The following is a 22,757-nucleotide window of genomic DNA, read 5'->3' on the forward strand; positions in this document are numbered from 1 at the left end:
CATGCTCGAGTGGGTGGAGCAGGAGCAGCCCCGCAGCGCGCGCTGGCGCTCGGAAGCCGGCAGCGCGCCGCCGCGGCGGATCCAGCCGGCCGACGACACGATGACCGCCGACGCGGCTTACCGGCTGGCCAGCGAGGGCACCGGCCTGCTGTGGCGCGGCGATTTCCAGAACGCGCGGCAGCTGCTGCAGGCGCTGGCGCGGCGCGCCGACCGCAAGCCGCGCAAGGGTGCCCCGGCTGGGCCCGCCGAACCGGGCGAGGCCTTCCACCGGCACCGCATGGCGCAGGGGCAACGAGCCCGCATCCTCTCGATGCTGCTGATCGAACTGGCAGGCGACTACGCCATTGCGCTGCGGCGCGCGCCCGACCTGCGGCTGGCCTGCGCCGAAGCCTGGGGCCCGCCGGACGGCATGCCGTCGGTGGCCTCGCTGCGCGAACTGCTCGGGCTGGTCGGCGCCCACGAGTGGCGCAAGAAGGGCGTGGAGATCGCCGCGCTCGGGCCGGCGCCGAACAACCGCATCCATGCCCATTACGGGGTGTTCTCCCCGGTGCGCGGCGAGTACATCGACCTGGTCGCGCAGGCGCCGCTGCCGGCCACCACGCTGGCGTTCGACATCGGCACCGGCACCGGCGTGCTGGCCGCGCTGCTGGCGCGGCGCGGGGTGCAGCGCGTGGTGGCCACCGACCAGGACCCGCGCGCACTGGCCTGTGCCCGCGACAACATGGCGCGCCTGGGCCTGGCCCAGCGCGTGGAGGTGGTGGAGGCCGACCTGTTTCCGCCGGGCCGGGCGCCGCTGGTGGTGTGCAATCCGCCGTGGGTGCCGGGCCGCGCGAGTTCGCCGATCGAACGCGCGGTGTACGACGAGGGCAGCCGCATGCTGCGGGGCTTCCTGGCCGGCCTGGCGGCGCACCTGGGACCCGGCGGCGAGGGCTGGCTGGTGCTGTCGGACCTGGCCGAGCACCTGGGGCTGCGCAGCCGCGGCGAGCTGCTCGAATGGATCGAGGCCGCCGGCTTGCAGGTGCTGGGGCGCAGCGAGGCGCGGCCGCACCATCCCAAGGCCAGCGATCCGGACGATCCGCTGCACGCCGCGCGCTCGCGCGAGGTGACGGCCTTGTGGCGGCTCGGCGCCCGCGGCTGAAAGGCCCGCGTCCTACGCCCGGCCCGGCGGGCCGCTGGTAACTTCGCCGGATGGACTTTTCCGCGCAATGGCTGGACTGGATGCAGTGGCCGGCCATGCTGGCCACGGTGCTGGCCGCCTGGCTGGTCGGCTCGGACCGCGAGCGCCGGCGCAGCGCCGGTTTCTGGGTGTTCCTGGCGAGCAATGCGCTGTGGATCGTCTGGGGGGTGCACGACGGCGCGATGGCCCTGATCGCGCTGCAGCTGGCGCTGGCGGCGCTGAACCTGCGCGGGGTGTTCAAGGCCAAGGCCAAGGTCAAGCAACAGGCGCGGCCGGCCGCCGCATCGTAGGTTGCCTCCTACCGGAGCTCGCGCCCTTGGCGGATAAGCAGGCTTGCTCGTCCTTCGGACAATGGTCCATCGCAACTCGAACTGCCCGGAGGGTGCCATGACCAGTCTTTCCCAGCCGTCACAGGCTTCGGCGTCCACGCCCTCGGGCATGGCCATGGCTGCGGCCGACTCCGGCTGGTCCGGCGCGATGGACGACATCGCGCTGGGCTGCGAGTGCGCCGATCCGGCGCTGCAGATCGCGATGTGGGGCCTGGAAGCGGGCGATGCCGGGCCGGGCGCCGTTTCCGTCTCCTGATGCCATGACGCCAGCCAAGCGACCCGCCCCCGACGACAGCCAGCGCAATCGCGACCGCGAGGACTTCTGGTCCGCGCTGCGCATGGGCTTGCTGGTGGGCGGCGCCGCGCTGGCGATCGGACTGCCGGCGCTGCACTACTGGAAGCGCCCGGTCCCGACCACCTTTCCCGCGCAGGCCAGCCAGGTGCAGGTGCAGCCGCAGGCTGTGCCGCCCGCACCCGCGGCGCCGGCCGAGGCCGCGCAACCGCCGTTGCGGCTGGCCTCGTTCGGCAACGAGCATCCCACCGACGCGGTGCGGCAGATTGCCAACTGGAGCGTCTACACCGGCGACCACAAGCAGATGGCGCTGGTCGTCGTCGACAAGAAGGATGCGCGGGTGTGGGTGTTCGATCCGCAGGGCAAGCTGGTCGCCAACACGCCGGCGCTGCTGGGGGCGGCGATCGGCGACGACAGCGTTCCCGGCATCGGCGAGAAGCCGCTGTCGCAGGTCCGGCAGGAGGAGAAGACCACGCCGGCCGGCCGTTTCATCGCCGAACCGGGCGTCAATGCCAGCGGCGAGGACGTGGTGTGGGTCAGTTACGACCTGGCCGTGTCGATGCACCGCGTGCGGCCGGTCGTCAAGGCCGAACGCCGGCTGGAGCGGCTGGCGTCGCCGACGCCGGCGGACAACCGCATCTCCTTCGGCTGCATCAACCTGCCGCCGAAGTTCTACGAGCAGGTGCTCAGCCCCACCGTGCGCAAGTACGGCGCCGTGATCTACGTGCTGCCGGAAACGCGCAGCCCCGCCGAGATGTTTGGCGCGTACGACGTGACGCCTGACACCCATCTCGCGCTGCGCTGAAAGCGCAGGTTCCGTCTTACAGCGGGGCGCGCCGGCAACTGACGTTGCGCGCCGCCCAGGCTCTTATGGTTGATGCAGCTGGGATCATCCAGCTCCAACCATCAAAGCCAATCAGGAGTCAGTTCCCATGAATGCATCCCGTCACCTCAAGACCCTGCTCGCAGGCGCCGCGGCCGTCGCCCTCATCGGCACCGCGATGGCCCAGGGCAACCCGCCCAATCCGGCCGTCAAGAGCGCCCCGGTCGGCGCCGGCCAGCAAAGCACCCAGAACACGCCCATGGGCACCACCGGCACCCCGGCTGGCGGATCGACCGCAACCGGCGCGACCAGCAACAGCAGCTCCAGCAACATGGGCACCGCCAGCACCGGCAACACCCCGTCGGGCACGTCGATGGGCTCGTCCAGCACCTCGGCCGACACGTCGATGACCCCGGTCACCAAGACCCACCGCGCGCGTCACATGAAGCGCGCTGCGCGTGCCGACCGCAACTGACAAGAACACGCTGTCACACTACAAGCGGGCCCTCGGGCCCGCTTTTCGTTGTGCGCGGCCTTCAGGCCGGGCGCCAGGGATTCTCCGCCACCGCGCAGCCGCTGATGCGCCAGCTCGCATCCGGCTGGCGCTCCAGCGCGAACAGCGCGATCCACGACTTGTCGTCGCCGTCGGTGATCTGCACCATCTGCAGCACGGTGCCGTCGTCTTCTTCCGGCTTGAGGAAGGCGAAGGAGGCCGGCCGGTAGACCATCGGATAGGCGCCGCGCACCATCGCCAGGAAGCGCAGCGGATTGCCGATCGCCTCGCGCACCGACGGAGTCGCGGTCTCGAAGGCGCTGTCGGCGTCGTCGTCGGCGAAGGCGTTGAGCTGCGCCATCACCACCTGTCGCACCGCCTCGGCGTCGGTGGGCGCCAGCGGCGTCGCGCTCGCATGCATCGAGGCAGTCGCAGCCCCGAACGCCAGCATCAGCAGCAACGCAAGACGAAACAAAGCCGGGCGCATGGAAGTCTCCCAACGTTGACCTTCAATCCAGAATAGGCGAGGGCGTCGGGTTGCCTGTAGGCAGAAGGCGCGGCGGCGCGTGGGACGCCGCAATCGGGCGCCGGGCGGAGAAACTGCCGGCGACGAGGACAGCCGGGCACGCTGGACAATGTTCTGACGATTCGCGAACCGCGGAGGTCCGATACCTGTCTTTGTAGCGCGTGGCCCGGCTGGCAACCGCAGTGTGTTGGGAGCCGCAAGGCCTTCTCGCAAGCCGCCCGCCCGACCGGCTGTAGTCCGGCTCCGTCAGCTCTTGCTCAGTCGAACAGCGCCTCGAAGCCGGCGGCCGGCTCGAAGCGCCGGTCGCGGTAATGCAGCCGCGTCGGGCCCGGCATGGCGCGCGTGGCCACCGGATGGCGCTCGTCGCCGGGATAGCTGATGACGCGCACGCCATCGAGCTCGAACGGTTCGGGCTGGATCACAGGCGGCAGCCGGCTGCGCGCCTGCTCCAGCACGCTGGCGACGCTGCGGTGGTGGCTGAGGTGCGCCAGACTCATGATCTGCGGCGGCGCCAGCTCGATCGCGCGGTCCCGGTACTGCTCCAGTGCCGCCCGCGGTTGCAGCCACACGCTGTCGGTCGCCTCGTGGTTGTCGTGCGTGGCCTGCTGGCCGGCCGGCACCGCGGCCACGAAGAAGCGGGTGTCGAAGCGCTTGTTCATCACCGACGGCACCCGCGGCGTGATCCAGCGCGTCCACGGCGTCAGTGCGCTCGCGTTCAGCCGCAGTTGCATCAGCGCCAGCATCTCGTCGAAGGCGCGGCCTTCGCGCAGCAGCGCCGTTGCCTGCGTCGCCAAGGCGGCATGCGCGCCGTCGGCGTACAGCAGGCCGGTCTCCTCGAACGCTTCGCGCAGCGCCGCCACGTAGATGCCGGCTGCGGCGACCGGGTCCAGCTCCGGTTCGCCGAGCACGGCGTGCAGGCGCTGCGGCGGCTGGTCCAGGTGCGCAGCCATGTCGAGCAGCGCGTCCTGCCGGTCCACCTTGCCGCCGGGAAACACATAGGCGCCGCCCAGCACGTCCGACAGCCCATGGCGCTTGATCAGGAAGACTTCGAGCCCACCGGGCGCGTCGCGCAGCATGACGACGGTGGCGGCGGCGCGGACCGGCCCGCTGACCGGTTCGTGATTGAGTTCCATCCGGCTAGGCTAGCAGAGCCGCCGCAGCTCACTGCGCCTGGCGGTTGCCGGAGGTGTGCCCGGCCATGCGGCTCAGGATCAGCTGCCTGGTGGCGAGCACTTCGCTCTCGAACGGTCCGCGCAGCTTGAGCGCTTCGTCCACCTCGCGCAGCGCCTCGGCATTGCGGCCCTGGTCGGACAGGGTCTGCGCCAGGTTGTTCATCGCCACCGTCGACTGCGGGTGCCGCTGCAGCGTCTGGCGCAGCACCTGGGCCGCTTCCGCCAGCGCGCCGCCTTGGTGGTGCAGGTTGGCCAGGCCGATCGCGGCCGGCAGGTTGTCCGGCCAGCGCACCAGCGCCGCCTGGTAGCCGGCGATGCTGGCCTGTGGGTTGCCGGCCCGCTCCAGGCCGACCAGCGCATTGATCCAGCCCGGTTCGGTGGCGGTGGCGGGAATGCGGTCCGGCGCCGTCACCACCATCGCCCAGTAGCCGCTTTTCATCCAGCTGCGCTCGAAGGCGGTGAACGGCATCACCAGCCGCGGCTCGCTGCCCGAATGCAGGTACAGGTCGCCGCGCTCGTAGTCGTAGCCGGTGAGCACGGAGTAATGCCATTGGGTGAAGAACTCGCCCACGTCCTGCAGCAGGATCACCGGATTGCCGGCCGCGACCTCGCGCAGCACGTCGGCGTAGCGCGGCGCCAGCAGGTAGCCGACCCGGCCCCAGCGGCGCGGTGCCGCCAGCATCTCCACCTGCAGGCTGCCCTGGCGCGCCGGCAGGTAGATCTGCCGCTCCAGCGGCTCGGGCGTGACCGCCACGCCGGTGTGCACCAGCACCGTGGCCATCGCCGCCGGGCCGCACTGGTTTTCCAGCTGCGGAAAGAAGGGCACCGCTGCGACCTGCGTCTGCCGCGGCACCCCGGCCGGCCAGGCGCTGCGCAGCGTCATCGTCTGCGGCACGAAGTAATTGCCGAACTGGGCGCATCCCGACAGAGCAACGGCGGCCGCGCAACAGACAAGGCCCGCGATCAGGCGGGCCCTGGAGCATGGACGGGCGGGCGCGCTGCCCGCCCCTGGCTTATCTGCGGAAAGCAAAGTACCAGATCAGTCCGGCAACCACCACCACGGCCAGCCAGCCGCCCGCATCGAGACCCCCCGCCGGTGCGGTGTGCATGTCGCCTGCCAGCTTGAGCACTTCCTGGTCGGTCATGGAGGCGACCCGTTCGCGGGCCATGGCGGGATCGATGCCCTGGGCCTGGAGCTGCGCGGCCGTCTCGGCCCGGTCCAGGACGCTCATCACCAGGCTGCGCTGGGTGGCTGCGCCACCGACAGCCGCGGCCTGCTCCGTCCCGATCATGCCGGCTCGCGCCGTCTGGAACGACAGCGCCATCATGGCGACGATGAGGACGCGGCAAGTGTTTTTCTTCAACGAGATCATCTTCAGGCTCCTAGGTTTGCAAGTTGGATGTAAAGCAGATCAGCGCTGCCGCCAAAAAAACCGGAGGTGGCGCGAGGTCAATATACGCCGCCCGATGCGCCTTGTGTACCGGCCTTGGCGGCCGCGCAACGCGGCCTGACAAACCGGTACAAAAAAGCGGCGGCAGCGGTCGCGGTGACGCACTGACGGGCAGCCCCGGCGGCTTCCTACACCGTGTTGCGCCGGGCGCGCGCCAAATGGCCGCACTTCCAGGAGAAACCGATGTTCAAGATGTTCGCCGCAGCCGGCCTCGCCGTGCTGGTCACGGCCTGCGCCGCGCCCGACCCGGTCTCGGCCAACGACCCGTTGCGGCCGGCGCGCGGCTCCACCGCCAATGGCGAGGCCATCGCCGCGGAATTGGGCTTCCACCCCCCGGTCTACCGCGCCAACAAGCCCGACGGCCCCAACTGAGCGGACGGCGCGGGCGGGGACGGCAAAATACCCGCATCCATCGACTCCCGAAAGCGCGTGCATGTCCCTGCTGGAATCCATCGACAAACAAACCGGGCCGCAGCCGCGTGCCAGCGTGATCGTGCTGCACGGCCTGGGCGCCGACGGCAACGATTTCGTCCCCGTGGCCAGGGAACTGGACCTCTGCGCGGCCGGCGACGTGCGCTTCGTCTTCCCGCATGCGCCGGTGATCCCGGTCACCATCAACGGCGGCTATGAAATGCGCGCCTGGTACGACATCCTGGGTGCCGACCTGATGCAGCGCGAGGACGAAAAGGGCCTTCGCAGTTCCCTGGCGCAGGTGGAAGCGCTGATCGAGCGCGAGAAGGCCCGCGGCATCGAGGCCGGGCGGATCGTGCTGGCCGGTTTTTCGCAGGGTTGCGCGATGGCGCTGCTCACCGGCCTGCGACACCGCGAACGGCTCGGCGGCATCGTCGGACTGTCGGGTTACCTGCCGCTGGCCGCCACCACGGCGGCCGAGCGCCATGCCGCCAACACGGCGACGCCGATCTTCCTGGCGCACGGGCGGATGGACCCGGTGGTGCCGCTGGACCGCGCGATCGCCTCGCGCGACGCCTTGCAGGCGCTTGGCTATTCGGTGGAATGGCACGAGTACCCGATGGCGCACTCGGTCTGCATGGAGGAGATCGCCGATCTCAACCGCTGGCTGCTCGGCGCCCTCGCGTCGGGCCGCTAGCCGGCGGCGCCGGGCACGACCCCGGTCGGTTCGTCCTTGCGGATGCTGTCGCGGTCGCGGTGGTGGTCGCGCAGCTTGCCCAGGCTGTGGTCGAGCGCGTGGAGCAGCTTGCGTGCCGCGCCGCGGAAGGCTTCGTCCTGCGTCTCGGCATGGTGGTTGACGGCGATCGGCTGGTGGCCGGCCAGCCGCGCTTCCATCATGCAGCGCTTGTCGGCGTTGGCGCTCTTGCCGCTGTTCTCGTCGCTGAGCTGGACCTCGATCCGGGTGATGTCCTGCTGGAAGCGGGCGAGCGTCTCGCTCAGGTGCTCGCTGGCCCAGCGCTGCAGCGATTCGGTGTTGTCGACGCCGCTGCCTGTATTGACCTGGATTTGCATGGAGGGTCCTTTCGTTGGGAGATGGCCCAGTCTGGAGCCCCGCCCGCCGGGCCGGCGTAGGACGTTTGCGGCAATTCAGCCGCCGGCCTCAGGGGGCCTTCTTCTTTTCCTTGCCGCGCGGCAGCACGGTGGTGGTCGGCGGCATCGGGCGGTCCGAGGCGAGCTGCCGGGGAGGGGCGTTGTCCTTCTTCGGTTTCTTGTCCATCTTGTTGCTGCGTTGATCGCCTTTTGCCATGGTCGTCTCCGGTCGTTCGTTGATGGGAATGCCTGGCCGCCGCCGCTGCGCGCGCTGCCGCGGCCATGGGGGCGATTCTGCCACCGCCGCCACTGGCTTCCCGGCGCGAAGCCGTGGGCCAGCAGGAAATACGCAAAGGTGTTAACTTCCGCCCCATCACGCCCCGGCCCACCAGACATCCCCCATGAGCAGCTTGCAGAACGCCCTCCAATCGCTGGGCCCCCAACGCCTTGCCGGCATCCGCCGCGGCATCGAGAAGGAGAGCCTGCGCGCCAACGGCAAGGACCTGGCGCTCACGCCGCATCCCGCCGCGCTCGGTTCGGCCCTGACCCATCCGCACATCACCACCGACTACAGCGAATCGCAGATCGAGCTGATCACCGGCGTGCACGCGTCGCCCGAGAACTGCCTGGAGGAGCTGCTGCACATCCACCAGTTCACCTACCGCGCGATCGGCGAGGAAACGCTGTGGGTCTCGAGCATGCCGTGCCGGCTGCCGGCCGACGAGACCATCCCGTTCGGCCGCTACGGCCAGTCGAACGTGGGCCGGGCCAAGAGCGTGTACCGCATGGGCCTGGCCAACCGCTACGGCCGGCGCATGCAGACGATCTCGGGCATCCACTACAACTGGTCGCTGCCCGGGGTCGGCAACGAAGGCTACTTCGCGCTGATCCGCAACTTCCGCCGCCACGCCTTCCTGCTGCTGTACCTGTTCGGCGCCTCGCCGGCGCTGTGTTCGAGCTTCGTCGAGGGCCGCCAGCACGAGCTGCAGGCGATCGGCGACGGCACGATGTACATGCCGCACGGCACCTCGCTGCGCATGGGGCGCCTGGGCTACCAGAGCGACGCCCAGGCCAGCCTGGCCGTCAGCTACAACAGCCTGGACGGCTACGCGGCGTCGCTGCACAGCGCGCTCACCCAGCCCTATCCGCCCTACGAGGCGATCGGCATCATGGGCCCGGGCGGCGAATACAACCAGCTGGCCACCAGCCTGCTGCAGATCGAGAACGAGTTCTACGGCACCATCCGGCCCAAGCGCGTGATCAAGCCGGGCGAGCGTCCGCTGCACGCGCTGCGCGAGCGCGGCGTGGAATACGTGGAAGTGCGGCTGCTGGACCTCAATCCCTTCGTGCCCACCGGCATCACGGCGCCGACGCTGCGCTTCATCGACGTGTTCCTGCTGCACTGCCTGCTGGCCGACAGCCCGCCGGATTCGCCGCAGGAGATCGCGGCGCTGGGCCGCAACCAGCACAAGACCGCCGCCTACGGGCGCCAGCCGGGGCTGGCGCTGGAGCGCGGGGAGGGCGAAGTGACGCTGACCGATTGGGGCTCGCAGCTGCTGGCGGAATTCGCGCCCATCGCCGGCGCGCTGGACGCGGCCCACCAGACCACCGATTACACCGATGCGCTGCGCTCGGCCCAGGCGCTGCTGGACGACCCGGCGCTGCTGCCCAGCGCGCGGGTGCTGGCGGTCATGGAGCAGGACTACGGCAATTCGTTCCTGTCCTTCACCAAGGCGCAATCGCAGCAGACCCGCGCCAAGCTGCTGGCGCTGCCGTTCAGCGCCGCCGAACAGGCGCGCTTCGCGGCGATGAGCGCACAATCGGTCCGCGACCAGAAGGCGATCGAGGCGGCGGACACCATGCCGTTCGAGATCTACCGCCAGCAATACATCGCGCCCGAACGCCTTGGATTGGGGCGAGCGGCCGTCGCGCCGGCGCTGGCTGCGGTCTGAGCGGGATCGGCCGATCCCGGTTACAATGGTGCCTTCGATGGCGCAGGCGATCGAACGCGCCGATCCAACCCTTCCAGGCGCCTGAAGTCTCCACTGCGCACGCGTCTCCCGGGCCATCCCAAGGCCTTTGCACCGGCCCCGCCAAAGCCGGACCAGCTTCCAGGACGCAGCCCCGGACCTCCTCGCGAGGACATGCCAACGGGTTCGATAAGCGCCGGCCCGCCAACGCGGGCTTCCTGCAAGACATTGCGGATCCGCCATTTGCGGTCCGCCCGAAGATTCCATGAACGACAAAGACAACATCACGGTGGGCAAGTACCTCGTCTCGCCCATCACCAAAGCGCTGGAAGACGGCTGGTACGCCTGCTCGGTCTCCATCCGCTCCGGCGCCGCCGGCGCCCGGCACGATCGCGTGCTGCGGCTGACGCGGCTGTTCCGCTGCCGGCTGGCCGCTGCCCGCCACGCCACGGCCGAAGGCCTGCAGTGGATCGGCCAGCGCCATCCCGCCATCCAGGGCGCCGCAGCCGCGGCCGCCTAACCAGAATTCAGGAGAATCCATGGCCAAGGAAGAATTGATCGAAATGAAGGGGCACGTCGACGAGGTGCTGCCCGACTCGCGCTTTCGCGTCACGCTGGAAAACGGTCACCAGGTGATCTGCTACACCGGCGGCAAGATGCGCAAGCACCACATCCGCATCATCGCCGGCGACAACGTGTCGCTGGAAATGTCGCCGTACGACCTGACCAAGGGCCGGATCACGTTCCGCCACATCGCCGGCCGCGCCGGCCCGCCGCCGGCCCGCCGCTAGGCAGCCCGGGCCGATGCCGCTTCGCGGCACGGTCCTACAGCAAGGGGCTGCTGCCGGGCCCACAGTCGGGCTGGGTAATCAGCCCGTACCCCAGGAGCCGGCATGTCCCGATTTTTCCCCCTGGCCGGCCGCATCCTCGCGCTGGCCATCGTTTCCCTCTTCCTGGCCGGACCCAGCCTCGCCGATGACGACTACGGCAACGGCAAGGGCAAGGGCAACAAGCATGGCGACAAGCACTCCGAGAAGGCCGAGCGACAGGCCGACAGGCAGGAGCGCAAGGGCGACCACCAGGAAGCAAAGCGCGACAAGCATCGCGATCGCGACGACGTGCAGGTCGGCCACTACTTCAACGACCACCAGCGCGAAGCCGTCCGCGGCTATTACGGCCAGCAGTACGGCGACGGCCGCCGTTGCCCGCCTGGCCTGGCCAAGAAGAACAACGGCTGCATGCCGCCCGGACAGGTCCGCTACGCGGTGGGCCAGCCGCTGCCGCGCACCGTGCCGGTGTACCAGGTGCCGCAGCCGGTGATCGTGCAGCTGCCGGTCGCGCCGCCCGGCTATCGCTACGTGCGGGTCGGCAACGACATCCTGCTGGTCTCGCCGCAGAGCCAGATGGTGGTGGACGCGATTTCCGGCCTGCTGCGCTGAGCGCCCGCGGACCGGGGCCGGTCACTCGGCCTTGATGTTCGCTTCCTTCACCACGCGCGCGTTCGCGGCGTGGTCCTTGGCGATCAGCGCCGCAAACTGCTGCGGCGTGCCCGTGCTGACCACGTTGTCCAGCTTGCGCAGCTTGTCCTGCAACTCCTTGTCGGCCAGCACCCGGTGATGTCGGCGTTCAGGCGCCGCACCACGTCGGGCGGCGTCGACGCCGGCGCATAGAAGCCGAACAGCGAGGTCAGGTTCGCCTCCGGATAGCCCAGTTCGGCCAGCGTCGGCACCTGCGGCATGGCCGCCAGCCGCTGCGGTCCGGTCACTGCCAGCACCCGCAGCTTGCCCTCGTCGATCAGGCTGTTGATGGTCGCGAACGGGTTGGCCACCAGCAGGTCGAACTGCCCGCCGGCCGCGTCGGTGACCAGCTGGCTGCCGCCCTTGTACGGCACGTGCGTCAGGTCGGCGCCCGACTTGCGCCGGATCTGCTCGATCATGATGTGGCCGAGCGTGCCGAAGCCGGAACTGGCGATGCTCACCTTGCCCGGCTGCGCCTTCGCCAGCGCGATCGCATCGGCCAGGCTCCTGCCCTTGAACCTGGGCGTGGCCAGCAGGTAGACCGGCGAGTACATGACCGAGGCGACCGGCGTGAAATCCCTGATCGGGTCGTACAGCACCTTCATGATGTGCGGGTTCAGCGTCAGCGGGCTGATCGCGGCGAAGGCCAGCGTGTGGCCGTCGTCGGCCTTGGCCACCGCGTCCATGCCGATGGTGCCGCCGGCGCCGGCCTTGTTGTCGACGATCACCGCCTGGCCCAGCAGCGGCGCCAGCTTGTCGCCGAGCATGCGGGCCACCACGTCGGTGACGCCGCCGGCCGGGTAGGGCACCACGATCCGGACGGGGCGGCTCGGCCAGTGCGGCTGCGCCAGGGCATGGCGCGCGCCTGCCAGGCCGGCCAGCAGGCCCGCCGCGAATTGGAGCGTGCTGCGGCGGCTGGTCACCGGTTCATGTCCTCGAGTTCCTGGGCGAACCATTGCCGCGCCAGCCGGTCCCAGAAGCTCGCGCCCAGGCCCAGGATGTCGTCGTTGAAATCGTAGGCGGCGTTGTGCAGGTTCACGCCCGGCTTGCCGTGCGGCCCGTTGCCGATGAAGCCGTAGCTGCCTGGAACCTTTTCCAGCATGAAGCCGAAATCCTCGGACGTCATCGCCGGCGGCACGTCGAAGTGCGCGTTGCCCTTGCCGACCATCGCGCCCATCACGGCGGCCATGAAGCGCGCCTCGTGCGGGTGGTTGACGGTGGTGGGATAGCCCGGCTTGATGGTCACTTCCGCACTGGCGCGGTGGGCCTGCGCGATGTGGCTGCTGATGCGCTGGATGCCTTCGACCAGGTGGTTCAGCGTGGCGGTGCTCAGCGTGCGGCAGGTGCCGTAGATGAACGCCTCGTTGGGGATGATGTTCTCCACCGTGCCCGAGTCGATCTTGCCCACCGTCAGCACCGCGCTATCGAGCGGATCGACCGTGCGCGACACCAGCGCCTGCAGCTGGCCGACGATCGCGCAGGCGATCGGGATCGGGTCCACCGTGGTGTGCGGCTGCGCCGCGTGGCCGCCCTGGCCGCGGATGCGGATCTGGAAGCGGTTGGCCGAGGCCATGATCGGCCCCACCCGCACGCCCATCTCGCCGGCCGGCAGCGCCGGCCAGTTGTGGAGCGCGAACACGGCCTTCACCGGAAACCGCTCGAACAGTCCGTCTTCCATCATCAGCCGGGCGCCGGCGCCGCCTTCCTCGCCCGGCTGGAAGATGAAGTGCACCGTGCCGTCGAAATCGGGCTTGCGCGCCAGCAGCGTGGCGCCGCCCAGCAGCATGGTGGTGTGGCCGTCGTGGCCGCAGGCGTGCATGCGGCCGGCGCTCTTGCTGGCGTACTCGAAGCCGTTGGCTTCCTGCACCGGCAACGCATCCATGTCGGCGCGCAGGGCGATGGCGCGGGCCGGGTCCGCAGCATTGGGCCCGGTCCCGCGCAGCGTGGCGACCAGGCCGGTGCCGCCCATGCCGCGATGCACCGGCAGGCCCAGGGCGGTGAGCCAGGAGGCGACCTGGTCGGCAGTGCGGTTCTCCTCGAACTTCAGTTCGGGATGGGCGTGCAGGTCGTGCCGGAAGTTGATGAGCTTGCCGAGGTAGGGCTGGATATCGGGGGATGATTGCATGCGCGCGCCGGGCCGCGCAAAAGGCGGCGCCGACGCTTCGATCTTAGCCGCTAGCCCGCCGCGATGCGGCCGGTCAGCGGATACATCGGGTCGTTGTAGCCGTGGGTCGATGCATAGCCCGGCGGCACCAGCTGGTCGACGAAACTTTCGTCTTCAGCATCGAGCTTGAGCGACAGCGCGGCCAGGTAGTCCTTCCACTGATCGAGGGTGCGCGGCCCGCCGATCACGCCGTTGACCAGCCGGTTGTTCAGCACCCAGGCGATGGCGAACTGCGTCGGGCTCATGCCGCGGCGTTGTGCATGCGCCTTGAACTGCTGCGACAGTTCCAGCGACTCGGGGCGGAACTCGGTCTGGTGGATGCGCATGTCGCCGCGCGCGGCGCGGGTGCCCGCTTCCGGCTCCGCGCCCGGCTGGTACTTGCCGGTGAGCACGCCGCGCGCCAGCGGGCTGTACGACACCACGCCGACGCCGTAATGCTGGCAGCAGGGCAGCAGCTCGGTCTCGATCAGCCGCGTCACGGCGCTGTACGGAGGCTGGCACACGACCGGCTGCGGCACGCCCATGCGGCGCGCCGTCTCCACCATCCGCGCGACCCGCCAGCCGCGGAAATTCGAGACGCCGTAGTAGCGGATCTTGCCGACGTCGATCAGGCGCGCCATCGTCGACAGCGTTTCCTCGATCGGCACCGTTTCGTCGTCGCGGTGCATGTAGTACAGGTCGATGTAGTCGGTGCCCAGCCGCTGCAGGCTGGCCTCCACTGCCTGCAGCAGCCAGCGCCGCGACAGGCCGCGGTCGTTGGGCGCCTGGCCGACCTGGTTGGCCACCTTGGTGGCGACGACCCAGCGGTCGCGGTCGGCGGCGATCGCGCGGCCGACGATGCGCTCGGACTCGCCCTTGGCGTAGACGTCCGCGGTGTCCAGGGCGTTGAGCCCGGCGTCGCGGGTGGCGTCGATGATGCTGATCGAATCGGCTTCGCTGGTCTGGTCGCCGAACATCATCGTGCCCAGCCACAGCTGGGGCACCTTCAGGCCGCTGTGGCCGAGGGGACGGTAGATCGGGGCGGTCGGCGTGCTCATGGTTGAAACTCCTTGAGCCGCGATTGTGCCGCCGCCGGCGCGGCAGGGGCCTCGGTTGCCGCGCCGCTGCAGCGGCGCCGGCGTCAGCGCATGTCGCTGCGGCGGAACACGTCGGTCTTGGCGAAGGAGGCGTGCGCAGCGGCATCGTGGCCGTTGCGCGGCGCCGCGTCCGGCGCCGCCGGCAGCGCCAGCAGGCCGGCCGGTTCGGTCGCGGCGAACTGCGGCGAGGACTGGGTGGCCGCGTGGCGCTGCAGGTCGGCGTCGCGGACGGCGAACAGGCGCTCGAGGTCGGCCTTGGCCTCGCGCCTGGAATCCTCGAATGCTTCAGGCACCGCCTTGCGGGCGGCCTGTCGAATGGCGGCCGCAGCAGCCGGCCTTGCTGCGGACGGATCGGGAGTTGCGGCCGGCCCCGAAATCACGATGGAGCCGCCGAGCAGGTCGGCGGGGTCACGATGCCTGAGGGCGGACTGGACGGCCAGTTCCGCCACGTCGGTGTCTTCCTCGCCGAAGGCGGAGGTCCAGATGCCCGGATGCGGCATCGGCGGGCAGGCGCTGTCGTCCTCCAGCGAGTACTGCCACGAGATGCCCAGCAGCCAGCGCTCGGCCAGCGGGTCCAGGGTCAGCACCCGCTTCCGGTACGCGTTCTCGAACGCGATGCCGTGCAGCATCAGCCGCGGGTCCCAGTGCTTGAGCAGCAGCCGGACGTGGATGCCGGGATCGCGTCCGCGGGACGTGGCGGCCAGCAGGTCGACTCCGACCCAGGAGCCCGGGATCCCGGCGCGGTTGAGCGTGTCGCGCAGCACCAGTCGCAGCAGTTCGCGCCGGCTGGAGTTTTCCTGCGACATCGGGCTCTTGGTGTTGAGCGTGGACGCGGGAACCGAGCTGGGGGCAGGTTGCGATGCCGGGTTGCCGGCAGAGTTCGAACTGGTAAAGATGCGTTTCAGGAAGCTCATTGCGTTCTCCGGTGGCAGACTGCGGGACCATCCCGGTTCGCCTACCTGTTACCAGGTTGTACTAATAGTAACAATATGTTTATATGGCCGCAATCCAGGCTCGTCTGATACGTGGCAAAAAGCGGTAATTTTTGGCCCCCCTGATCCGTTTTCACCTCCAAATACTCCATTCGAATGACCTCCACCCTGCCCCCCTACGAAGTCCTCCCGCGCGACCTGCAGCCCTACCGCGAGGGCAATACCGGCATCGACTACGTCCATCGCTTCGAGTCCGGCCGGGCCGGCCCGCACGTGCTGGTCAATGCGCTGACCCACGGCAACGAGTTCTGCGGCATGGTCGCCGCCACCCACCTGCTGGACCGGGGCATCCGGCCCAAGATCGGCACGCTCACGGTGAGCTTCGCCAACGTCGGCGCCTATGAGAGCTTCGACCCGGCCGAGCCGTTCAAGAGCCGGCAACTGGTGCAGAACCTGAACCGGATCTGGGCGGCGGCGGAACTGGACGGCACGGCCGACAGCCCCGAGCTGCGCCGGGCCCGTGCCCTGCGGCCCGCGGTGGCGCAGGCCGACCACATCCTGGACATTCACTCCACGTCGCAGGACGTCGTTCCGTTCTGGGTCTATCCGGCGTACGAACGCAATGCGGAGGTGGCGCTCGCGATCGGCCGGCCCCCGGTCCACCTGGTGATGCCCGGCGGCCTGGGCTCGGGCACGCCCCTGATCCAGCATGGCCGCCACGGCGACCCGCAAGGCACCGGCACGGCGATGGTGGTGGAGTGCGGCCAGCACTTCCTGCAGTCGTCCTCGGACCTGGCAACCCAGGTCGCGCTGGACTTCCTGGCCCACTTCGGCCTGATCGATGCCGATCCGGACCGTGCACCGTTGCCGCCCCAGCGCCGCTTCGAGCTGTTGCAGACCCACGTGATCAAGACGACGCAATTCCGCTTCGCCCGGCCGGTGGTCGGCTTCGAAGTGTTCGACCAGGGCGAGCTGGTTTACACCGACGGCGAGGATGAAGTGCGCTCGCCGGTGGACGGCTGCACCATCTTCATGCCCTCGCGCGAGGCCACGCCCGGCAAGGAGGCCGTTTACCTCACCCGCCCGATCGACTGAGCACGCAAGCGTGCCTCATTGGCTGCGGCCGAACACCAGCAGCAGGTTGTTGGCCGGCATCTGGTGGCGCGCCTGCAGCCGCAGCCCGACCTGGTTGGCCTGGGCCGCCACGTCGGCGAGCCGGCGGATGCCCCAGCGCGGGTCGCGCTCGCGCAGGCTGGCATCGAAGGCCAGGTTGCCGGGCGCGGTCGGCACGCCATCCTCCAGGTACGGGCCGTAGGTAATCAGTACCCCGTCCAGCGCCAGGTGGCGCGCCGCGCCGCGCATCAGGGCGGCGCAGGTGGGCCAGGGCGAGATGTGCAGCATGTTGGCGCAGTAGACGGCGTCGAAGGGCCCGTCGAACGGCGGGCCGCTGGACGGCCATTGCGGCGCCATCACGTCCAGCAGCACCGGCGACCGCACGTTGGTCAGGCCGGCCTGCTGGCTCCAGGCTTCGATCGCCGGCAGCGCCGGCGGATCGGCGTCGCTGGGTTGCCAGATCCAGCTGCGCATCGCGGCGCCGAACCAGGCCACGTGCTGGCCGGTGCCCGACGCGATTTCCAGGGCCGTCCCGCGCGCAGGCAGCACCTGCTGCAGCACCTCCAGGATCGGTTGCTTGTTGCGGTCGGCCGCGGGACTGCTCGCCAGTGGGGTTGTCATGGGGTCATTTTCTGCTTTCGCGCGGTAGAGTGCCGCCACCAACCAGAAGGAGACATCATGTCCGCGATTTCACCTGCATCCACCGGCCTCGCCGCCCGCTGGCGCTCGGCCCTGCTCGCCGGCCTGGCGCTGCTGGCGCTGGCCGCCAATGCCGCCGACTATCCGGCGCCGCACGAGGGCAGCTGGGTCGCCAGGGATTTCCGCTTCCACACCGGCCAGGCCTTTCCCGAATTGCGGCTGCATTACGTCACCGTCGGCGCGCCCAGCGGCGAGCCGGTGCTGGTCCTGCACGGGACCACCGGCTCCGCCGCCAGCATGTTGACGCCGGCGTTCGCCGGCGAGCTGTTCGGCCCCGGCCAGCCGCTGGACGCCAGCCGCTACTACATCATCATTCCGGACGCGATCGGCGCCGGCAAGTCGACCAGGCCGTCGGACGGCCTGCGCGCGAACTTTCCCCACTACAACTATGACGACATGATCCAGGCGCAGTACCGGCTGGTGACGGAGCACCTGGGCGTCAAGCACCTGCGCCTGGTGATCGGCAACTCGATGGGCGGCATGCAGACCTGGATGTGGGGCGAGAAATACCCGGGCTTCATGGACGCCCTGGTGCCGATGGCCTCGCAGCCGGCCGCCATGTCCAGCCGCAACTGGATGCTGCGCCGCCTGATCGTCGACTCGATCCGCAACGATCCCGAGTGGAACAACGGCAACTACACCAAGCAGCCGCGCAGCGCGCAGTTCTCGCAGGTGTTCTTCGGCATCGCCACCAGCGGCGGCAGCCAGGCCTTGTACAAGGCGGCGCCCACCCGCGAGAAGGCCGACCAGCTGCTCGACGCGCGGCTGAAGGCGGCTTACACCGGCGACGCCAACGACCACCTGTACCAGTGGGAGTCGTCGGCCGACTACGACCCGTCGCCCGGCCTGGAGCGCATCGAGGCCGCGGTGCTGGCCATCAATTCCGCCGACGACGAACGCAACCCGCCCGAGACCGGCGTGATGGACCGCGAGATGAAGCGGGTGAAGAACGGCCGCTACTACCTGATCCCGGCCAGCGAGCAGACCGCCGGCCATGGCACCACCGGCCAGGCCAGGTGGTGGAAGCAGCAGCTGGCCGACTGGCTGGCGGCCGTGCCGCACCGGCCCTGAGCCATCCACTATCCTCTGGGCCTTTCGCAGATCATTCGGACGGAGTTTTCATGGCTTTGGATTTCAAGGGGCGGGTGGCGATCGTGACCGGCGCCGGCGGCGGACTGGGCCGGCAACATGCGCTGGCCCTGGCCGCGCGCGGCGCGCGGGTGCTGGTGAACGACCTCGGGGGCGCCGTCAACGGCGAGCTGGCGGCTGGCGCGCAGGGCGCGGCGCAGAAGGTGGTGGACGAGATCCGCGCCGCCGGCGGCGAGGCGATTGCCAGCGTGGCGTCGGTGACCGACTTTGCCGCGGTGCAGGCGATGGTGCAGCAGGCGGTGGACGCCTGGGGCGGCGTCGACATCCTGGTGAACAACGCCGGCATCCTGCGCGACAAGAGCTTCTCCAAGATGGAGCTGGCGGACTTCCGCCTGGTGCTGGACGTGCACCTGATGGGCGCGGTGCATTGCAGCAAGGCGGTCTGGCCGCTGATGGTGGAACGCAAGCATGGCCGCATCGTGATGACCACCTCGTCCAGCGGCCTGTACGGCAACTTCGGCCAGGCCAACTACGGCGCCGCCAAGATGGCGCTGGTCGGCCTGATGCAGACCCTGGCGATCGAGGGCGAGAAGCACAACATCCGGGTCAACTGCCTGGCCCCGACAGCGGTCACGCGCATGACCGAGGACCTGTTCCCGCCCGACATGCTGCAGTCCTTCGGCCCGGAGGCGGTGGTGCCCGCGATGCTGGTGCTGGCCAGCGACGACGCGCCGACCCGCACCGTGCTGTGCGCGGGCGCCGGCGGCTTCGAGGCCGCGCACATCACGCTGACGCAGGGCGTGCACGTCGGCATGGGGCCCGATGCGCCGGAGCGGCTGGCCGCGCGGCTGGCGCAGGTGCTGGACCGCGCCGGCGAGATGGTGCCCGGCAGCGGAACGGCGCAGGGCGCCAACGAGATGCGGCTGGCGCGCGAGGGAAAGTAGGCGACCGATCGAACTCGTCGATCAGGAGGATGGCAGCTCCTGTTGTCGATCGACTGTCTTCGGACCGATCGCGTCCATCGCGACGCCGAGGTCGCCGACAAACGCCTCGAACGCTGCTGGCTGCTCCCCCGGCTGCATCCGCAGCAGCGCCGACGGATGCAGGGTCACCAGCACCGGCAAGCCGTCCTCGCGCTGCAGCCAGCGGCCGCGCTCCTGCGTGACGGCCACCGGCCGCCCCAGCAGCGAGCGCGCCGCCGTCGCGCCCAGCGCCACCAGCGCCCGGGGTTGCACCAGCGCGATCTCCTGCTCCAGCCACTGGGCGCAGGCGGCCGCCTCCTGCTGGCCGGGCGTCTTGTGGATGCGGCGCCGGCCCCGCAGCTCGAACTTGAAATGGCGCACCGCATTGCTGACGAACAGCGATTCGCGCGGCAATGCCAGCCGCGCCAGCGCGCGGTCGAACAGCTGGCCCGCCGGTCCGACGAAGGGCCGCCCCTGCAGGTCTTCCTGGTCGCCCGGCTGCTCGCCGACCACCATCAGCGCCGCGCCCACGGGCCCTTCGCCGTTGACGGCCTGCGTGGCGCAGGCGCCGATCGGGCAGCGGCGGCAGTGCTGCGTGGTCTGCCGCAGCTCCTGCAATGACTGCACGCTGGCTGTTGGCGGCGCATCAGGCACCGCCGGCGGCAGCCGCGTGAAGCGGCGCGCGGTTTCGCTGGCGGGCTGGGCGATCATCCGGCCGCTGCGCTCGCGCGCCTGCGCCGCCAGCGGGGCGATCAGCGCGGCTTCCGGCAGGTTGTGCCAGTACTTGCGCGGCATCTCCTTGCGCATCATCGCCAGCTTGAGCCGGGCCGGATTGAAGATGTTGCGGTAGTAGGTCAGCCACAGCTGTTCGCCGGCATCGGCCGGCGGCGCCTGCTCGCGCCCGACGCCGGGGCTGAACTGCAGCGCGCCGCCGGGCCGCCACTGCGCGCAGCGGTCCGGCGTCAGGATGGCCCAGCGCATCTGGGCGAAGCGGCGCATGAACCACGGCGCGTTGGCCTGCACGATGTGGTGCTCCGGCTCGAACCAGGCCACGTGCAGCGGGCCGGCAGCGTCGCCGTCGCCGACCTCGCGAAAGCGCACGAAGGCCCGCATCTTGTGGATGTCGTGTCCCACGGCATGCGCCATGTCGCGGGCCCGCAGCATGTCGGCGTCCAGCGGGTCGTGCCGCAGCTGCGGCTCATGCGCCAGCCGCCACAGCAGCCGGTAGAGCAGGGCGAAGCGCTGCGGATCGCGGTGCAGCACCACGCTCTCGCACAGCGCCAGGAACGACGCCGGCACCGCCACCTTCGGCGCCGGCGCGGCCGCAGCGGCTTCGGCCGGCGCCGCGGCGTCGGCGAACAGGTCGTCGCTGCGCGCCTGCGTGCTCCATTGCACTGCATCGGGCGCAACCTGCGCGGCCAGCAGCGCGCGGGCGCGTTCGCGAAAGCCCGCGAGATCCGTTTCTCCGGCCAGCCGCACGTGCATGGCTAAAACAGGGCGGCCTGCTGCGGCGCCGCCTTCGCGCCGAGCGCCAGCGGATGCCGCGCATCGACCACGCCGGCCGGCCGGTGGTCGGCCGCGACGACGAAGGGCAGCACCTTGTGGGTGGGCACCCGCAGGCGCTTGAGGTCGTCGGCGCGCAGCCGCCGGCCGCGCCGCGCCAGCAGCAGCCGGTCCACCGCCTTCACGCCCAGGCCGGGCACGCGCAGCAGCAGCTCGCGCGGCGCCAGGTTCAGGTCCACCGGAAAGCACTCGGGATGGGCCAGCGCCCACGCCAGCTTGGGATCGACCTGGAGCGACAGCATGCCGCCGCTGCCTGGCGGCGCGATCTCGCCGGCCTCGTAGCCGTAGAAGCGCATCAGCCAGTCGGCCTGGTACAGCCGGTGCTCGCGCACCAGCGGCGGCGCCTGCAGCGGCAGCGAGGAGGACGCATCCGGGATCGGGCTGAAGGCCGAGTAATAGACGCGCTTGAGGCGGTACGCGCCATAGAGCTGCGCGCTGGTGGCCAGGATGGAGGCGTCGTCCGAGGCGTCGGCGCCGACGATCATCTGCGTGCTCTGGCCGGCGGCCGCGAAGCTCCTGGCCCGCGCGCGGGTCGGCCGCACGCCCGGCAGCGACGCCGGTGCGGCGCGCGCCGCATCGCGGGCCTCGCCCCTGGCGTCGTCGATGTGCAGCCGCAGCCGCGCCATCGAGCGGCGGATGGCGGCGCCGTCCTTCTCCGGCGCCAGCCGGGCCAGGCCCTGTTCGGTCGGCAGCTCGATGTTGATCGACAGCCGGTCCGCATAGCGGCCGGCCTTGTGCAGCAGTTCGGGCGAGGCCTCGGGAATGCTTTTGAGGTGGATGTAGCCGCGGAAGTCGTGCTCCTCGCGCAGCACCCGCGCCACCTCCACCACCTGCTCCATCGTGTAGTCCGGGCTGCGGATGATGCCGCTGGACAGGAACAGGCCTTCGATGCAGTTGCGGCGGTAGAAGTCCAGCGTGAGCTGCACCACTTCGTCGATGGCGAAGCGGGCGCGCGGCACGTTGCTGCTGACGCGGTTGACGCAGTACAGGCAGTCGTACTGGCAGAAGTTGGTCAGCAGGACCTTCAGCAGCGAGATGCAGCGGCCGTCCGGCGCATAGCTGTGGCAGATGCCCATGCCGTCGTTGGAGCCGATGCCGCGGCCGGCCAGCGAATCGCGCGCCGTGCCGCCGCTGGAGGCGCAGGAGGCGTCGTACTTGGCAGCGTCGGCGAGGATGGCGAGCTTGGCGTTCAGGTCCACTGGATGATCGTACAGTAGTCTGCCGCAAGCAGCCCGGGTTGTGGTTTTCCGGGGCTTGCAGGCTCGGCGGCAGGCGGCGGCCCGGAGCCGGACGATGCAGTTGCCGATGAAACCCGTCCTCGCCGGGCGCCGCGTCCTACAGCCGGGCTGCATCCGGCCTTCTAGGATGGTTCTTTCAATGCATTGCAGGAGCACGACATGGCCCTTTCCGATCTGTTCCGCGACGCCGGCGGCGACAACATCACCGACGTCAACGCACGCTTCGACGAAGTGGCGCGGCAGGCCTCGCCCGACGAACTCGGCGCCGGCGTCGCCGGCGCGCTGCGCTCGGACCAGACGCCGCCGATGGGCGAGATGGTCAGCGACCTGTTCGGCCGCTCCTCGTCCAGCCAGCAGGCCGGCCTGTTGAACCAGATCCTGGGCACGCTGGGTCCGGTGGTGGCCGGCGCGCTGGCCAACGGCGCGCTGGGGCGCATCCTGCGTCCCGGCCAGACCCAGGTGACCCCGGAGGATGCGTCCAAGGTCTCGCCCAGCGAGGTGACCGAGATCGTCAACCACGCGGAAAAGGCCAAGCCCCAGATCGCCGACGAACTGGGCCGCTTCTACGCCGACCACTCGGGCCTGATCAAGACGCTGGGCAGCGCCGCGCTGCTGGCCGTGCTGTCGCAGATGCGGCACAACGCCCGCTAACGCAGGTGCGGCCATCGCCG

At 70.1% G+C, this 22,757-nt stretch carries 28 protein-coding genes; 15 read left to right on the plus strand and 13 right to left on the minus strand.

The genetic code is table 11. The annotated features are described in order from the left end of the window. Nucleotide 1: 1 nt before the first annotated feature. From ACFPOE_RS15140 to ACFPOE_RS15160, 5 genes are all read left to right on the plus strand, one after another. On the plus strand, nucleotides 2-1,138 hold the full coding sequence (locus ACFPOE_RS15140; RefSeq protein WP_376851906.1) for a methyltransferase: 1,137 nt from the start codon (nucleotides 2-4) through the stop codon (nucleotides 1,136-1,138). A 50-nt stretch (nucleotides 1,139-1,188) separates the two neighbouring features. Beyond that, nucleotides 1,189-1,467, plus strand: a complete 279-nt coding sequence (locus ACFPOE_RS15145) for a hypothetical protein (protein ID WP_376850960.1) — start codon at nucleotides 1,189-1,191, stop codon at nucleotides 1,465-1,467. Nucleotides 1,468-1,564: 97 nt separating this feature from the next. Then, a complete protein-coding gene (locus ACFPOE_RS15150) occupies nucleotides 1,565-1,762 on the plus strand; it encodes a hypothetical protein (protein WP_376850961.1) in 198 nt (65 codons plus the stop codon). 4 nt (nucleotides 1,763-1,766) lie between these two features. Continuing rightward, a complete protein-coding gene (locus ACFPOE_RS15155) occupies nucleotides 1,767-2,603 on the plus strand; it encodes a hypothetical protein (RefSeq protein ID WP_376850962.1) in 837 nt (278 codons plus the stop codon). A gap of 127 nt (nucleotides 2,604-2,730) precedes the next feature. Beyond that, nucleotides 2,731-3,096 carry a proteophosphoglycan ppg4 gene (locus tag ACFPOE_RS15160; protein WP_376850963.1) on the plus strand — a complete coding sequence of 122 codons (366 nt, stop codon included), beginning with the start codon at nucleotides 2,731-2,733 and terminating at the stop codon, nucleotides 3,094-3,096. 61 nt (nucleotides 3,097-3,157) lie between these two features. Here the strand turns inward: ACFPOE_RS15160 and ACFPOE_RS15165 are convergent, their stop codons facing one another. From ACFPOE_RS15165 to ACFPOE_RS15180, 4 genes are all read right to left on the minus strand, one after another. Continuing rightward, a complete protein-coding gene (locus ACFPOE_RS15165) occupies nucleotides 3,158-3,601 on the minus strand; it encodes a DUF4864 domain-containing protein (protein WP_376850964.1) in 444 nt (147 codons plus the stop codon). Between the two features lie 296 nt (nucleotides 3,602-3,897). Then, complete coding sequence (locus ACFPOE_RS15170) at nucleotides 3,898-4,773, minus strand: NUDIX hydrolase (RefSeq protein ID WP_376850965.1); 876 nt, start codon at nucleotides 4,771-4,773, stop codon at nucleotides 3,898-3,900. Nucleotides 4,774-4,801: 28 nt separating this feature from the next. Then, entirely contained in the window at nucleotides 4,802-5,707 is a 906-nt protein-coding gene (locus ACFPOE_RS15175) for a PA2778 family cysteine peptidase (RefSeq protein WP_376850966.1), read from the minus strand. 118 nt (nucleotides 5,708-5,825) lie between these two features. After that, a complete protein-coding gene (locus tag ACFPOE_RS15180) occupies nucleotides 5,826-6,185 on the minus strand; it encodes a PA2779 family protein (RefSeq protein WP_376850967.1) in 360 nt (119 codons plus the stop codon). A 261-nt stretch (nucleotides 6,186-6,446) separates the two neighbouring features. On the opposite strand from ACFPOE_RS15180, the gene ACFPOE_RS15185 reads away from it, so the two are divergent. Beyond that, nucleotides 6,447-6,635 carry a hypothetical protein gene (locus ACFPOE_RS15185; protein WP_376850968.1) on the plus strand — a complete coding sequence of 63 codons (189 nt, stop codon included), beginning with the start codon at nucleotides 6,447-6,449 and terminating at the stop codon, nucleotides 6,633-6,635. Nucleotides 6,636-6,696: 61 nt separating this feature from the next. Further along, the gene (locus tag ACFPOE_RS15190; RefSeq protein WP_376850969.1) at nucleotides 6,697-7,371 is read left to right on the plus strand and encodes an alpha/beta hydrolase; all 675 of its coding nucleotides are present in this window, start codon (nucleotides 6,697-6,699) and stop codon (nucleotides 7,369-7,371) included. On the opposite strand, the gene ACFPOE_RS15195 is transcribed toward ACFPOE_RS15190, so the two are convergent. Together ACFPOE_RS15195 and ACFPOE_RS15200 are read right to left on the minus strand one after the other, a co-directional pair. Next, complete coding sequence (locus ACFPOE_RS15195; RefSeq protein ID WP_376850970.1) at nucleotides 7,368-7,745, minus strand: HPF/RaiA family ribosome-associated protein; 378 nt, start codon at nucleotides 7,743-7,745, stop codon at nucleotides 7,368-7,370. The genes ACFPOE_RS15190 and ACFPOE_RS15195 overlap by 4 nt on opposite strands. A gap of 88 nt (nucleotides 7,746-7,833) precedes the next feature. Next, on the minus strand, nucleotides 7,834-7,980 hold the full coding sequence (locus ACFPOE_RS15200; protein WP_376850971.1) for a hypothetical protein: 147 nt from the start codon (nucleotides 7,978-7,980) through the stop codon (nucleotides 7,834-7,836). Between the two features lie 184 nt (nucleotides 7,981-8,164). Between ACFPOE_RS15200 and gshA the strand changes: the two genes are divergently transcribed. From gshA to ACFPOE_RS15220, 4 genes are all read left to right on the plus strand, one after another. Beyond that, the gene (gene gshA, locus ACFPOE_RS15205) at nucleotides 8,165-9,715 is read left to right on the plus strand and encodes a glutamate--cysteine ligase (RefSeq protein ID WP_376850972.1); all 1,551 of its coding nucleotides are present in this window, start codon (nucleotides 8,165-8,167) and stop codon (nucleotides 9,713-9,715) included. Between the two features lie 283 nt (nucleotides 9,716-9,998). After that, entirely contained in the window at nucleotides 9,999-10,253 is a 255-nt protein-coding gene (locus ACFPOE_RS15210) for a hypothetical protein (RefSeq protein WP_376850973.1), read from the plus strand. A 19-nt stretch (nucleotides 10,254-10,272) separates the two neighbouring features. Continuing rightward, nucleotides 10,273-10,524, plus strand: a complete 252-nt coding sequence (infA, locus tag ACFPOE_RS15215; protein ID WP_141514019.1) for a translation initiation factor IF-1 — start codon at nucleotides 10,273-10,275, stop codon at nucleotides 10,522-10,524. Between the two features lie 102 nt (nucleotides 10,525-10,626). Continuing rightward, nucleotides 10,627-11,172 carry a DUF1236 domain-containing protein gene (locus ACFPOE_RS15220; protein ID WP_376850974.1) on the plus strand — a complete coding sequence of 182 codons (546 nt, stop codon included), beginning with the start codon at nucleotides 10,627-10,629 and terminating at the stop codon, nucleotides 11,170-11,172. Between the two features lie 83 nt (nucleotides 11,173-11,255). Here the strand turns inward: ACFPOE_RS15220 and ACFPOE_RS15225 are convergent, their stop codons facing one another. The 4 genes from ACFPOE_RS15225 to ACFPOE_RS15240 all read right to left on the minus strand — a co-directional run bounded on the left by ACFPOE_RS15225 (nucleotide 11,256) and on the right by ACFPOE_RS15240 (nucleotide 15,404). Next, complete coding sequence (locus ACFPOE_RS15225; protein ID WP_376850975.1) at nucleotides 11,256-12,173, minus strand: tripartite tricarboxylate transporter substrate binding protein; 918 nt, start codon at nucleotides 12,171-12,173, stop codon at nucleotides 11,256-11,258. Continuing rightward, nucleotides 12,170-13,375, minus strand: coding sequence for a M20 aminoacylase family protein (locus tag ACFPOE_RS15230; protein WP_376850976.1), 1,206 nt, complete (start codon nucleotides 13,373-13,375; stop codon nucleotides 12,170-12,172). The genes ACFPOE_RS15225 and ACFPOE_RS15230 overlap by 4 nt, the downstream gene beginning before the upstream one ends. A 50-nt stretch (nucleotides 13,376-13,425) precedes the next feature. Then, the gene (locus tag ACFPOE_RS15235) at nucleotides 13,426-14,451 is read right to left on the minus strand and encodes an aldo/keto reductase (RefSeq protein WP_376850977.1); all 1,026 of its coding nucleotides are present in this window, start codon (nucleotides 14,449-14,451) and stop codon (nucleotides 13,426-13,428) included. 83 nt (nucleotides 14,452-14,534) lie between these two features. After that, nucleotides 14,535-15,404, minus strand: a complete 870-nt coding sequence (locus ACFPOE_RS15240) for a hypothetical protein (protein ID WP_376850978.1) — start codon at nucleotides 15,402-15,404, stop codon at nucleotides 14,535-14,537. 174 nt (nucleotides 15,405-15,578) lie between these two features. Between ACFPOE_RS15240 and ACFPOE_RS15245 the strand changes: the two genes are divergently transcribed. Beyond that, nucleotides 15,579-16,517 carry a M14 family metallopeptidase gene (locus ACFPOE_RS15245; RefSeq protein ID WP_376850979.1) on the plus strand — a complete coding sequence of 313 codons (939 nt, stop codon included), beginning with the start codon at nucleotides 15,579-15,581 and terminating at the stop codon, nucleotides 16,515-16,517. A gap of 15 nt (nucleotides 16,518-16,532) precedes the next feature. On the opposite strand, the gene ACFPOE_RS15250 is transcribed toward ACFPOE_RS15245, so the two are convergent. Continuing rightward, complete coding sequence (locus tag ACFPOE_RS15250) at nucleotides 16,533-17,156, minus strand: DUF938 domain-containing protein (protein ID WP_376850980.1); 624 nt, start codon at nucleotides 17,154-17,156, stop codon at nucleotides 16,533-16,535. Between the two features lie 57 nt (nucleotides 17,157-17,213). Between ACFPOE_RS15250 and ACFPOE_RS15255 the strand changes: the two genes are divergently transcribed. After that, nucleotides 17,214-18,305, plus strand: a complete 1,092-nt coding sequence (locus tag ACFPOE_RS15255) for an alpha/beta fold hydrolase (RefSeq protein WP_376850981.1) — start codon at nucleotides 17,214-17,216, stop codon at nucleotides 18,303-18,305. 50 nt (nucleotides 18,306-18,355) lie between these two features. Beyond that, nucleotides 18,356-19,267, plus strand: coding sequence for an SDR family NAD(P)-dependent oxidoreductase (locus ACFPOE_RS15260; RefSeq protein ID WP_376850982.1), 912 nt, complete (start codon nucleotides 18,356-18,358; stop codon nucleotides 19,265-19,267). A 21-nt stretch (nucleotides 19,268-19,288) separates the two neighbouring features. Here the strand turns inward: ACFPOE_RS15260 and ACFPOE_RS15265 are convergent, their stop codons facing one another. Next, nucleotides 19,289-20,770: a UdgX family uracil-DNA binding protein gene (locus ACFPOE_RS15265; protein ID WP_376850983.1), complete on the minus strand. Its 1,482-nt coding sequence runs from the start codon at nucleotides 20,768-20,770 to the stop codon at nucleotides 19,289-19,291. A gap of 2 nt (nucleotides 20,771-20,772) precedes the next feature. Then, nucleotides 20,773-22,047, minus strand: a complete 1,275-nt coding sequence (locus tag ACFPOE_RS15270; RefSeq protein WP_376850984.1) for a putative DNA modification/repair radical SAM protein — start codon at nucleotides 22,045-22,047, stop codon at nucleotides 20,773-20,775. A gap of 198 nt (nucleotides 22,048-22,245) precedes the next feature. Between ACFPOE_RS15270 and ACFPOE_RS15275 the strand changes: the two genes are divergently transcribed. Then, the gene (locus tag ACFPOE_RS15275) at nucleotides 22,246-22,737 is read left to right on the plus strand and encodes a hypothetical protein (RefSeq protein WP_376850985.1); all 492 of its coding nucleotides are present in this window, start codon (nucleotides 22,246-22,248) and stop codon (nucleotides 22,735-22,737) included. The last annotated feature ends 20 nt before the right edge of the window (nucleotides 22,738-22,757 follow it).

The organism is Caenimonas terrae, from assembly GCF_042655405.1.
Classification (GTDB): domain Bacteria; phylum Pseudomonadota; class Gammaproteobacteria; order Burkholderiales; family Burkholderiaceae_C; genus Ramlibacter; species Ramlibacter terrae_A.

Bases quoted from the DNA above. Each gene is read 5' to 3' on its own strand.
- ACFPOE_RS15140 (WP_376851906.1), top strand. From the start codon at position 2: ATGCTCGAGTGGGTGGAGCAGGAGCAGCCCCGCAGCGCGCGCTGGCGC.
- ACFPOE_RS15145 (WP_376850960.1), top strand. From the start codon at position 1,189: ATGGACTTTTCCGCGCAATGGCTGGACTGGATGCAGTGGCCGGCCATG.
- ACFPOE_RS15150 (WP_376850961.1), top strand. From the start codon at position 1,565: ATGACCAGTCTTTCCCAGCCGTCACAGGCTTCGGCGTCCACGCCCTCG.
- ACFPOE_RS15155 (WP_376850962.1), top strand. From the start codon at position 1,767: ATGACGCCAGCCAAGCGACCCGCCCCCGACGACAGCCAGCGCAATCGC.
- ACFPOE_RS15160 (WP_376850963.1), top strand. From the start codon at position 2,731: ATGAATGCATCCCGTCACCTCAAGACCCTGCTCGCAGGCGCCGCGGCC.
- ACFPOE_RS15165 (WP_376850964.1), bottom strand. From the start codon at position 3,601: ATGCGCCCGGCTTTGTTTCGTCTTGCGTTGCTGCTGATGCTGGCGTTC.
- ACFPOE_RS15170 (WP_376850965.1), bottom strand. From the start codon at position 4,773: ATGGAACTCAATCACGAACCGGTCAGCGGGCCGGTCCGCGCCGCCGCC.
- ACFPOE_RS15180 (WP_376850967.1), bottom strand. From the start codon at position 6,185: ATGATCTCGTTGAAGAAAAACACTTGCCGCGTCCTCATCGTCGCCATG.
- ACFPOE_RS15185 (WP_376850968.1), top strand. From the start codon at position 6,447: ATGTTCAAGATGTTCGCCGCAGCCGGCCTCGCCGTGCTGGTCACGGCC.
- ACFPOE_RS15190 (WP_376850969.1), top strand. From the start codon at position 6,697: ATGTCCCTGCTGGAATCCATCGACAAACAAACCGGGCCGCAGCCGCGT.
- ACFPOE_RS15195 (WP_376850970.1), bottom strand. From the start codon at position 7,745: ATGCAAATCCAGGTCAATACAGGCAGCGGCGTCGACAACACCGAATCG.
- ACFPOE_RS15200 (WP_376850971.1), bottom strand. From the start codon at position 7,980: ATGGCAAAAGGCGATCAACGCAGCAACAAGATGGACAAGAAACCGAAG.
- gshA (WP_376850972.1), top strand. From the start codon at position 8,165: ATGAGCAGCTTGCAGAACGCCCTCCAATCGCTGGGCCCCCAACGCCTT.
- ACFPOE_RS15210 (WP_376850973.1), top strand. From the start codon at position 9,999: ATGAACGACAAAGACAACATCACGGTGGGCAAGTACCTCGTCTCGCCC.
- infA (WP_141514019.1), top strand. From the start codon at position 10,273: ATGGCCAAGGAAGAATTGATCGAAATGAAGGGGCACGTCGACGAGGTG.
- ACFPOE_RS15220 (WP_376850974.1), top strand. From the start codon at position 10,627: ATGTCCCGATTTTTCCCCCTGGCCGGCCGCATCCTCGCGCTGGCCATC.
- ACFPOE_RS15230 (WP_376850976.1), bottom strand. From the start codon at position 13,375: ATGCAATCATCCCCCGATATCCAGCCCTACCTCGGCAAGCTCATCAAC.
- ACFPOE_RS15235 (WP_376850977.1), bottom strand. From the start codon at position 14,451: ATGAGCACGCCGACCGCCCCGATCTACCGTCCCCTCGGCCACAGCGGC.
- ACFPOE_RS15240 (WP_376850978.1), bottom strand. From the start codon at position 15,404: ATGAGCTTCCTGAAACGCATCTTTACCAGTTCGAACTCTGCCGGCAAC.
- ACFPOE_RS15245 (WP_376850979.1), top strand. From the start codon at position 15,579: ATGACCTCCACCCTGCCCCCCTACGAAGTCCTCCCGCGCGACCTGCAG.
- ACFPOE_RS15250 (WP_376850980.1), bottom strand. From the start codon at position 17,156: ATGACAACCCCACTGGCGAGCAGTCCCGCGGCCGACCGCAACAAGCAA.
- ACFPOE_RS15255 (WP_376850981.1), top strand. From the start codon at position 17,214: ATGTCCGCGATTTCACCTGCATCCACCGGCCTCGCCGCCCGCTGGCGC.
- ACFPOE_RS15260 (WP_376850982.1), top strand. From the start codon at position 18,356: ATGGCTTTGGATTTCAAGGGGCGGGTGGCGATCGTGACCGGCGCCGGC.
- ACFPOE_RS15265 (WP_376850983.1), bottom strand. From the start codon at position 20,770: ATGCACGTGCGGCTGGCCGGAGAAACGGATCTCGCGGGCTTTCGCGAA.
- ACFPOE_RS15275 (WP_376850985.1), top strand. From the start codon at position 22,246: ATGGCCCTTTCCGATCTGTTCCGCGACGCCGGCGGCGACAACATCACC.